The sequence below is a fragment of the Fundidesulfovibrio sp. genome (genome assembly GCF_058402725.1).
Genome location: NZ_JBZVFJ010000132.1, coordinates 1 through 9,899, shown reverse-complemented (window position 1 = coordinate 9,899; position 9,899 = coordinate 1). Strand labels below are relative to the sequence as shown.

At 68.2% G+C, this 9,899-nt stretch carries 6 protein-coding genes; 1 reads left to right on the top strand and 5 read right to left on the bottom strand.

Annotated elements, in window-relative coordinates:
• From nifJ to ACV4UX_RS14935, 4 genes are all read right to left on the bottom strand, one after another.
• Positions 1–3,308: pyruvate:ferredoxin (flavodoxin) oxidoreductase (nifJ, locus tag ACV4UX_RS14950; RefSeq protein WP_491594079.1), on the bottom strand; the 3,308-nt coding region annotated here is incomplete at its 3' end.
• Positions 3,309–3,344: 36 nt separating this feature from the next.
• Positions 3,345–4,412, bottom strand: coding sequence for a DRTGG domain-containing protein (locus tag ACV4UX_RS14945; RefSeq protein WP_491594078.1), 1,068 nt, complete (start codon positions 4,410–4,412; stop codon positions 3,345–3,347).
• 18 nt (positions 4,413–4,430) lie between these two features.
• Positions 4,431–6,527, bottom strand: a complete 2,097-nt coding sequence (locus tag ACV4UX_RS14940) for an acetate--CoA ligase family protein (protein WP_491594077.1) — start codon at positions 6,525–6,527, stop codon at positions 4,431–4,433.
• 469 nt (positions 6,528–6,996) lie between these two features.
• Complete coding sequence (locus ACV4UX_RS14935) at positions 6,997–7,395, bottom strand: restriction endonuclease (RefSeq protein ID WP_491594076.1); 399 nt, start codon at positions 7,393–7,395, stop codon at positions 6,997–6,999.
• Between the two features lie 194 nt (positions 7,396–7,589).
• On the opposite strand from ACV4UX_RS14935, the gene ACV4UX_RS14930 reads away from it, so the two are divergent.
• Entirely contained in the window at positions 7,590–9,377 is a 1,788-nt protein-coding gene (locus tag ACV4UX_RS14930; RefSeq protein ID WP_491594075.1) for a diguanylate cyclase domain-containing protein, read from the top strand.
• Between the two features lie 29 nt (positions 9,378–9,406).
• On the opposite strand, the gene ACV4UX_RS14925 is transcribed toward ACV4UX_RS14930, so the two are convergent.
• The coding region (locus tag ACV4UX_RS14925) for a hypothetical protein (protein ID WP_491594074.1) at positions 9,407–9,899 on the bottom strand (493 nt) is incomplete at its 5' end.

Sequence of the window (9,899 nt, the reverse complement as noted above, 5' to 3'; positions counted from 1 at the left end):
AGCAGCGGGTTGTAGCGGAACAGGGGCCAGTAGCCGGAAGCGGTGGCCAGCTTGGCCTGCTCCTGGGTCTTGCCCATGCCGCGCTTGAGGCCCTGGTTGATGCAGGGCGCGTAGGCGATGACGATGGAGGGGCCGGGGTAGGCCTCGGCCTCGGCGAAGGCCTTCATCAGCTGCTGCTTGTTGTAGCCCATGGACACGGCGGCCACGTAGACGTTGCCGTAGGTCATGGCGATGCGGGCGAGGTCCTTCTTGCGGGTGCGCTTGCCGGCGGCGGCGAACTTGGCGATGGCCCCGGTGGGCGTGGCCTTGGAGGACTGGCCGCCGGTGTTGGAGTACACTTCGGTGTCCATGACCAGGATGTTCACGTCTTCGCCGGAGGCGATCACGTGGTCCAGGCCGCCGAAGCCGATGTCGTAGGCCCAGCCGTCGCCGCCGAAGCACCAGATGGACTTCTTGGTGAAGAGGTCGGCGTCGGCTTCGATGGCCTTGAGGGCGTCGGACTTGGCGGACATGCCGGCCAGCAGGGCCTTCATCTTGTCGCCGGCGGCGGCGGACTTGGCGGCGTCGAGGAAGCCTTCGAGCCAGGCGGCCATGGCGTCCTTGAGTTCTCCGGTGGCCTCGGCCATGGCGGCCTCGACCTTGGCCTTGAGCGTCTCGCGGCGCTGGGCCACGGCGAAGCCCATGCCGAAGCCGAACTCGGCGCAGTCTTCAAACAGGGAGTTGCCCCAGGCAGGGCCGTGTCCCTTGGAGTTCACGCAGTAGGGCGTGGTGGGAGCCGAGGCGCCCCAGATGGAGGAGCAGCCGGTGGCGTTGGCGATGATCATGCGCTCGCCGAACATCTGGGTGAGCACGCGCACATAGGGGGTTTCGCCGCAGCCGGAGCAGGCGCCGGAGAACTCCATCATGGGCTTGTAGAACTGGGAGCCCTTCACGGAGTCGCGCTTGAGCAGGCCTTCCTTCCAGGCCACGGTGTCGGCGAACTGGAAGTTGGCGACCTGGGGATCGAGCTGGGTCTCGATGGGCTTCATGGCCAGGGCCTTGGTCTTGGAGGGGCAGATGTCGGCGCAGTTGCCGCAGCCGAGGCAGTCCTGGGTGTTGATCTGGATGCGGAAGTGCATGCCCTTGAGTTCCTTGCCCTGGGCGGGAAGGGTCTCGAAGGAGGCAGGGGCCTTGGCCTTCTCGGCGTCGTCGGCCAGCACGGCCACGATGGCGGAGTGGGGGCAGACGAAGGCGCACTGGTTGCACTGGATGCAGTTTTCCTTGATCCACTCGGGCACGTTGATGGCCACGGCGCGCTTCTCGTACTGCGAGGTGGAAAGCGGCATGAGGCCCGAGGGGTCGAACAGGGAGACGGGCAGGGCGTCGCCCTTCTGGGCCAGCACCGGCTTGGCGATCTTGGCCACGTAGTCGGGCAGCTTGGAGCAGCAGCCGGCGATCTGGCCGGAGGCGGTGGCCCAGGAGGCGGGGTACTGCACCTCGACCAGGGCGGCGGCGGCCTGGTCCACGGCGGCGATGTTCATGTTGACGATCTTCTCGCCCTTGCGGCCGTAGGCCTTGTGGATGGACTTCTTGAGCAGCTCCACGGCCTTCTCGAAGGGCAGCACGCCCGCCAGCTTGAAGAAGGCGGTCTGCATGATCATGTTGATGCGCCCGCCGAGGCCCACGCCCTGGGCGATCTTCACGGCGTCGATGTTGTAGAACTTGAGCTTCTTGTTGGCGATGGCGGCCTTCATGTCGCCGGGCAGCTCCTTCTCCATCTCCTCCAGGGTCCAGGGGGAGTTGAGCACGAAGGCGCCGCCGTCCTTGATGCCTTCCAGCACGTCGTAGAGCTGGACGTAGTTGGCCTTGTGGCAGGCCACGTAGTCGGCGGCGTTCACCAGGTAGGTGGAGCGGATGGGCTCGTTGCCGAAGCGCAGGTGCGACACGGTGATGCCGCCCGACTTCTTGGAGTCGTAGGCGAAGTAGCCCTGGGCGTACATGTCGGTGTTGTCGCCGATGATCTTGATGGCTTCCTTGTTCGCGCCCACGGTGCCGTCGGCGCCCAGGCCCCAGAACTTGCACTGCACGGTGCCTGCGGGGGTGGTGTCGGCGAAGGCGGGAACGTCGAGGGAGGCGCCGGTGACGTCGTCGTTGATGCCCACGGTGAAGTGGTTCTTCTTGGCGGCGTTCATGTTGTCGAACACGGCCTTGACCATGGCGGGGGTGAACTCCTTGGAGCCCAGGCCGTAGCGGCCGCCCAGGAGCTGGGCGTCGATCTTGGCGTCGCGCAGGGTGGTGGCCACGTCCAGGTAGAGGGGCTCGTAGAGGGAGCCGGCTTCCTTGGTGCGGTCGAGCACGGTGATCTTCTTGGCGGTCTTGGGCAGGGCGGCCAGGAAGGCTTCGGCGAACCAGGGGCGGTAGAGGCGCACGGTGACGAGGCCGACCTTCTCGCCCTTCATGTGGTCGATGACTTCCTTGATGGTCTCGCAGGAGGAGCCCATGGCCACGATCACGCGGGTGGCGTTGGGGGAGCCGTAGTAGTCGAAGAGGTTGTAGGGGCGGCCGGTGGCGGCGGAGACCTTGGCCATCACGTCCTTCACGATGCCGGGCACGGCGTCGTAGTACTTGTTGGCGGCTTCGCGGCCCTGGAAGTAGATGTCGGGGTTCTGGGCGGTGCCTCGGATCTGGGGGTGCTCGGGGTTCATGGAGCGGGCGCGGAACTCGGCCACCTTCTCCTGGTTCACCATGCCGACGATCTCGGAGAAGTCGAGCACTTCGATCTTCTGGACCTCGTGGGAGGTGCGGAAGCCGTCGAAGAAGTGCAGGAAGGGCACGCTGGACTCGATGGCCGAGAGGTGGGCCACCAGGGCCATGTCGTGGGCTTCCTGGACGGAGCAGCCGGCCAGCATGGCGAAGCCGGTCTGGCGGCAGGCCATCACGTCCTGATGGTCGCCGAAGATGGAGAGGGCGTGGGCGGCCACGGCGCGCGCCGACACGTGGAAGACGCCGGGCAAGAGTTCGCCGGCGATCTTGTACATGTTGGGGATCATGAGCAGCAGGCCCTGGGAGGCGGTGTAGGTGCTCGTGAGGGCGCCGGCGGCCAGGCAGCCGTGCACCGCGCCGGCCGCGCCGGCCTCGCTCTGGAGCTCGCGGACCTTCACGGTCTGGCCGTAGATGTTCTTCATGCCCTGGGAGGCCCACTCGTCAACCATCTCGCCCATGTTGGAGGAGGGCGTGATGGGGTAGATGGCGGCGCATTCGGAGAGGGCGTAGGCCACCCAGGAGGTGGCGGTGTTGCCGTCGACGGTCTTGATCAGTTTCTTTGCCATTGCCTTGGTTCCTTTCGTTGGTCCGTATGGGGTTGGTTAGAGCCCGAGACCCTTCTTGACGGCGGCCACGTCCACGTGGGCCGCCACCAGCTGGGATGCCTGTTGGAATTTGCCGGGGTCGCGCAGCTTGTGCCTGGCGATGAGCGACTCCATGCGTTTCGCCACGGAATAGGTGTCGTCCCGAACGACCATGATGGGCACTTCCGCGTGTTCGGCGCGCGCCAGGATGATGTCGTTGGGGTAGAGGTTGCCGGTGAGGATCAGGCAGGCGGGGCGTCCCTCGATGGCCACCAGCTGGAGGTCCGAGCGGTCGCCGCCCAGGATCACCGCCGCCTTGGGGTGCTTTCGGAAATGGGTGAGGAAGTTCTCCACCTGCATGGCCCCGATGATGAAGCTCTCGGCCGAGTCCTGGGCCTTGGCCGCGCCGGAGATGATGGTGGCCCCCAGGCGCTGGGCCAGGGACTCCACCGTGACGGAGTTGAGCAGCCTGTCGTGGGGGATGACGCCCAGCACTTTCACGCCGCGCCTGGCCAGGAACGGGGCCAGCACGGAGCTCACCTCCTCCATGTAGTGCCCGGGCACGTCGGAGAGCACGCACCCGATCATCCTGTCGCCCAGGCGCTCCTTGATGGAGAGCAGGATGTCGTAATTGAGCTCGAAGGCGCAGCGGTCCACGATGAGCACGGGCAGGTCCAGGGCCTGGGCCACGGTGGGGCCGTCCAGGCAGGCGTAGAGCCCGGAGGTGAGGAAGCCCCCGGAGCCGCCCACCAGGGTGACGTCCTTGCCGGAGGAGACCTTCTTGTAGGCTGTGGCGATGGCCTTGGTCCTGTCCTGGCAGGGGGCCTGGGAGAAGGCCTTGTGCATGAAGTCCTGGGTGACGAGCACGGGGGTGGCCAGCTCGGGGGCGGTGTCCAGGTCCAGGGCCAGGCAGACGGCCCTGGCGTCCAGGTCGCCCCAGGCGTCGCCGATCTTGGCGGCCTGCGCGCCCACGGGCTTGAAGTAGCCCACGGAGTGGCCCTCCCTGCGCAGGGTGAGCCCCAGGCCCAGGCAGAGGGTGTTCTTGCCCGAGTAGGGCGCGGTGGAGCCGATGTAGAGTCCTGGCATGGCGGTCGCTCTCCTTGCCTAGCGCGGCAGCAGCATGAGGCGTGCGTCCGCGATGACGGCGCGCTCGTTGTTCACGAGGACGGGGCTAAGATCGGCCTCGTAGATTTCGGGGAAGTCCAGGGCCAGCTGGGAGAGGCGGATGGCCAGGTCCTCCAGGGCCTCGATGTTGGCGGGGGGCTCGCCGCGCACGCCCGTGAGGAGCATGTAGGCGTCGATCTCGCGCACCAGCTGGCGCGCGTCGCCCATGGAGATGGGGGCCAGGCGGTGGGACACGTCGCCCAGCACGTCCACGTAGACCCCGGCCAGGCCGAAGTGCAAAAGCGGTCCGAAGTTGTCGTCGCGCTTGAAGCCCATGACCACTTCCTTCATCCCGGCGGGGGCCTGCTCCTGGATGATGCACCCCGAGACGTGGGCGTCGGGGCGGAGCACCTTCACGTGGCCGGTGATCTCCAGGAAGGCGGCCTTGAGCTCCTCGGGGGTGCGCACGTTCAGGGCCACGGCCCCGGCGTCGGCCTTGTGGGCGATCTGGGGCGAGGCCACCTTGCAGACCACGGGGTAGCCGAGCTTGGCGGCGGCGGCCAGGGCCTCGTCGGAGGTGCGCGCCAGGCGGGCGCGGGCCACGGGGAGGTCGTAAGCCTTGAGCACGGCCTGGGCGCCCTCGGTGGGGATGTCGGTCATGCCCAGGGCGCGGGCTTCCTTGATGGCCTTGCGCACGAGATCCTTGCGGCCCTCCACGCTGGCCATCACGGGCGAGGGGCGCGAACGGCGCACGCCGTGGCGGTACATGGCCTCCAGGCAGGTGACGGCCTGCTCGGGGAAGGGGTAGCAGGGGAAGCCCGACTCCTTGAGCAGGCGCGCGCCGTCCTCCATGAGGGCCTTGCCCATGAAGCAGCAGAGCACGGGCTTGTGGGAGCCGGTGGCCGCCCGGACCACGGCCTGGGCCATGGCCCGGGGGTCGGTGACGGCGGTGGGGGCAACCAGCACCAGCACGGAGTCGGCCATGGGGTCGTCCAGGACCACGGAGAGGGTGCGCTCCAGGCGCTCGGGTTCGGCCGAGGCCATCATGTCCACGGGGTTGTACACGCTGGCGGCGGCTGGGAGGTCCGCCTTCAGGGTGTCCACGGTCTGGGGCGTGAGGGCCGCCATGGACAGAAGCGACCGGCCGACGGCGTCGGCGGCCAGGATGGCCGGGCCGCCGGCGTTGGTGACCACGGCGAGGCGCGGTCCTTGAGGCAACGGCTGGCAGGAAAAGGCCTGGGCCAGGTCGAACATTTCGGAGACGGTGTGGGCGCGCAGGATGCCGGTCTGGCGGAAGGCGGCCTCGTAGGCCGGATCGGAGCCGGTGATGGACCCGGTGTGGGCCGAGGCGGCCTTGGCCCCGGCGGGGGTGGAGCCGCCCTTGAGCATGATCACGGGCTTGTCGCGTGAAATCTTGCGGGCCATGCGCAGGAAGGCCTCGCCGTGCTCCACGTTCTCCACATAGCCCAGCACCACCTTGGTCTCCGGGTCCTGGGAGAGGGCGTAGAGCATGTGGGTTTCGTCCACCACGGCCTTGTTGCCCAGGCTCACGAACTTGGAGATGCCGATGGATTCCCCGACGGCCCAGTCCAGGATGGCGGCGCACAGCGCGCCGGACTGGGAGAAGAAGGCGATGTTGCCCCTGCGGGGGAAGCCCGGCGCGAAGGAGGCGTTGATGCCGTCGGTGGTGGAGAGCACGCCCAGACAGTTGGGGCCGATGAGGGCGATGTCGTGGTCGCGGCAGATGCGGGCCACCTCGCCCTCCACCTTGAGTCCCTCGCGGCCGGACTCGCGGTAGCCAGCCGAGACCACCACGGCGCAACGAAGATGGTGTCTGGCAAGGGCCTTCAGGGAGGCGGGCACCTGGTCGCGCGGGATGGCCAGCACGGCCAGGTCCAGCGGGGTGGGCAGGTCCTCCACGGACTTCACGGCCGCAAGCCCCAGGACGCTCTCGGCGTTGGGGTTCACGGGGTAGAGCTCGCCCGGATAGCCTGCCTCGATCATGTTCTTGAGGATGGTGTGGCCGATCTTGCCCGGGGTCCTGGACGCGCCGATCACGGCCACGTTCTTCGGGCTGAACAGCGCGTCAAGATGCATCTTTGCTCCAATCGCCCCAGGCCTCGTCCGGGGCCGGACCCTGTGAGTGTTTATGGCCTCGGGGTTTCCGGGAGGCCCGCTTCGTTCCTTCGCAAGAAAACAAACCCAAACCTCTTTCCCGTTGAGCCAAGGCAAATAAAACAAGTGGTTAGGCTGAATGAATCTGTCCGGTCCGCCGGATTGGCGGGGATCGTCCGATAAAGCGGACGGCGGGGGGAGGAGAGCGCCGTCCTGGGATTCGGACAGAGGCTGGCAGGCTTTCCCTGCCTATGCCCCATCGGGAAGGGCGCGTCAATGCGGCGCGAAGAAAATGCCCGGCGCTTCCCGAGATATCGGCATCTTGTCACGTTCTTTCGGAAAATAGCCGGATGCGGCGGGCCGGGCTTCGCACCCTGAGCCGGACGCCGGGGCAACGCAACAGGGCGCTCCGCCCAGGCGGGAAGAATAGGCCCACGACGTGTCCGGCGGGTCAGGTGGCCGGGTTTTCCTGGTTTTTCTCCAGGGAGAGGCCCGGCAGCACCAGCAGTGTGCGCCTGGCCTTGCGCTTGCGGCGCTCGAAGATTTCCGGGCGCGAACCCAGGCGGAAGCGCCACAAGGGGCAGGGCTCGAAGGGGGGCTTGCAGGCGGGGGAGGCCGAGCAGGCGCGCACGCGTTCGCGGTCTTCGCAGCAGCAGGCCAGGCACTGGCGGCGCACGGCGCGTACGGGCGGACGCGAAACGCCCTCCTCGACGCTGCCCATGCGGTGTCCGTGCAGGGGGCAGGCCGTCTCGGGGCACTGGGCCACCATCAGGTAGGAGCCGCCCATGCAGGCCACGCAGAACTTGCGGATGGACTCCAGGGGGTGCTGCTTTCGCGTGTTCTGGCTCATGGCATGGCTCGCGCGTTGTTGGTCGTCGGCCGGTTTCACGTTTCCCCCTGGCCCAATCGGGCCGAAAAGGCAAGGCCGGAGGAGCAGGGTGACGGGAAGCTGCCGCAAAAGGACGATGGAACGCCTTTCGCAAGGCCGTCTTGTTGCCCATCACTTCGAACTGTGGCAGGGAAAGCAACCAAGGTGCCCGCATCATGAGCAATCAGACCATCCCGCAGGAAAAGGCGCACACCGTGCAAAGCACTCTGGAGGACATCCTCACTCCCGGCGTGCTGGGGGTTCCGGCCGGGTCCACCATGCGCGTGGCCCTGGAGCGCATGCGCGAAGCCCGCATCAGCTCCGTGGTGGTCCTGCGCAGGGGGCGCCCCGTGGGCATCCTCACCGAGCGCGGCGTCGTCGCGGCCATGGCCCGGCACGGCAAGGGGCTTCTGACGCGCAAGGTCGGGGAGGTGATGAGCTCCCCCGTGCTCACCGCGCCTGCGCACATGCCCATCCCCGAGGCCTTTGCCATGCTCCTGGGAAAGGGCATCCGCCACCTCGTGGTGGTGGACGCGGCCGGGCGCGCCCTGGGCATGGTCACGCAGACCAACATGGTGCGCAACCTGGGCGTGGAATATTTCGTGGAGGTCAAGCGCATCGGGGCCATCATGGTGCGCGAGGTGGCCACCCTGGACGCCGGGGAAAGCCTGTCCGCCGCACTGGAGCTTCTGGTGCGCGGGCCTTACAGCTGCGTGCTGGCCCTGCGCGAGGGCGAACCGGCGGGCATCGTCACCGAGCGCGACATGGTGGGCTTCCTGGCCCAGGGCGTGGACCTCTCCGGCGTCCCCCTGGAGCGCGTGATGTCCTCCCCCGTGGTCACGGCCCACCGCGACACCCCCGTGCACCAGGCCGCCGCCCTCATGGGCGAGCGCGGCATCCGACGCCTTGTCGTGGTGGATTCCGAAGGCCGCCTGGCCGGAATGCTCACCCAGTCCGACATCGTCAAGGGCATGGAGGCCCGCTACGTGGAGATGCTCAAGGACGTGATCCGCGAGAAGGACCACCTCCTGCGCCAGGCCGTGGACGAGGCCGCCCGGAAGACCGTCTACCTGGACACCATCCTGAACACCTCCGTGGACCTGGGCATAGCCGCCACCGACGGCGAGACCATCGCCTTCGTGAACCAGGCGGCACTGACCCTGTTGGGGCTCGACGAAACCCAGGCCATCGGCCAGGACGTGGAGAACTTCCACAAACGCCTGGGCGTCCCCCAGGGCAGGATGCGCAAGGCCGTCTCCCAGGTGCGCAAGGGCGGGGTCCACCATTTCCGCGCCACCGTGAGCCCCAACGGCTCCGAACGTTTCCTCGACGCCCGGGTGAGCGGCATCCGCGACGCCCTGGGCGGCGTCACGGGCTACGTGATCATGCTGCGCGACGTCACCGAGCGCCGCCTGGCCGAGGAGACCATCCGGCGCATGGCCTACCACGACGCCCTCACCGGCCTGCCCAACCGTTTTCTCGTGGCCGACCGCCTGGAGCAGGGTCTCAACCAGGCCAAGCGGCGCGGCTGCCTGCTGGCCGTGATGCTCCTGGACCTGGACGGCTTCAAGGTGGTCAACGACAACCTGGGGCATTCCACGGGGGACCTGCTGCTCAAGCAGGTGGCCGCGCGCATCGCGGGGCTTCTGCGCCGTTCGGACACCGTGGGCCGCATGGGCGGCGACGAGTTTCTCGTGGTGCTCCCCGAGGTGAAGACCCCCGAAGGCGTGGCCGCCGTGGCTTCCAAGATGCTCAAGGCCGTGGGGCAGCCCGTGGATTTGCAGGGCGCGCAGGCCAGGGTGAGCGCCAGCATCGGCCTGGCCCTCTATCCCTGGGACGGGGCCACGGGCGAGTCGCTCATCCAGCGCGCCGACGCCGCCATGTACGAGGCCAAGGCCGCCGGACGGGGCACCTACCGCTTCGCGGGCAAGGCCGCCCGGGAGCTGGATCTCAACCATCCGTAGAGGGACGCGTCCGCTCCCTGCGGTTCACTTCATCGCGCCGGGCGCACGGTCATGGAGCGAAGCTCCATGGAGATGAGCCGTCCGCTGGCGCTTGTCCCCGTCAGGCTGAGGGGCGCGGGCGCGTGATGCTCCAGGCGCACGGCCGCGAGGCCCCTGCCGCGCTCCAGGTGGGCGAGGGGCACGCGCAGGATCACGGACTGCTCCGCGCCGTCGCGGAACTCGCGGCGCAGCGACGGTCTGCCGCCGTCATCCCCTTCGAGGCCCGCCTCCAGCACCTGGGCGTCGTGACGCCCGGGCATCACGAAGAAGCGCGCCCTGAACTCCACCTCCACGTCGCCCTCCGGCAGCGGGTCCACCCGGAAGACGAGGCGGGAGAGCCGCCCGGCGGCCCACACGCCGCCCGGGTGCGGCTCGTGCCAGCCGTCTGCCAGGTGCGCGTTGCCCGCCTCGCCGGACCCGAAAAGCGTTTCGGTCTCCGGGGCGATGTCCACGCGCGCCAGGGTCGCGCGGCGCGCTGCGTCA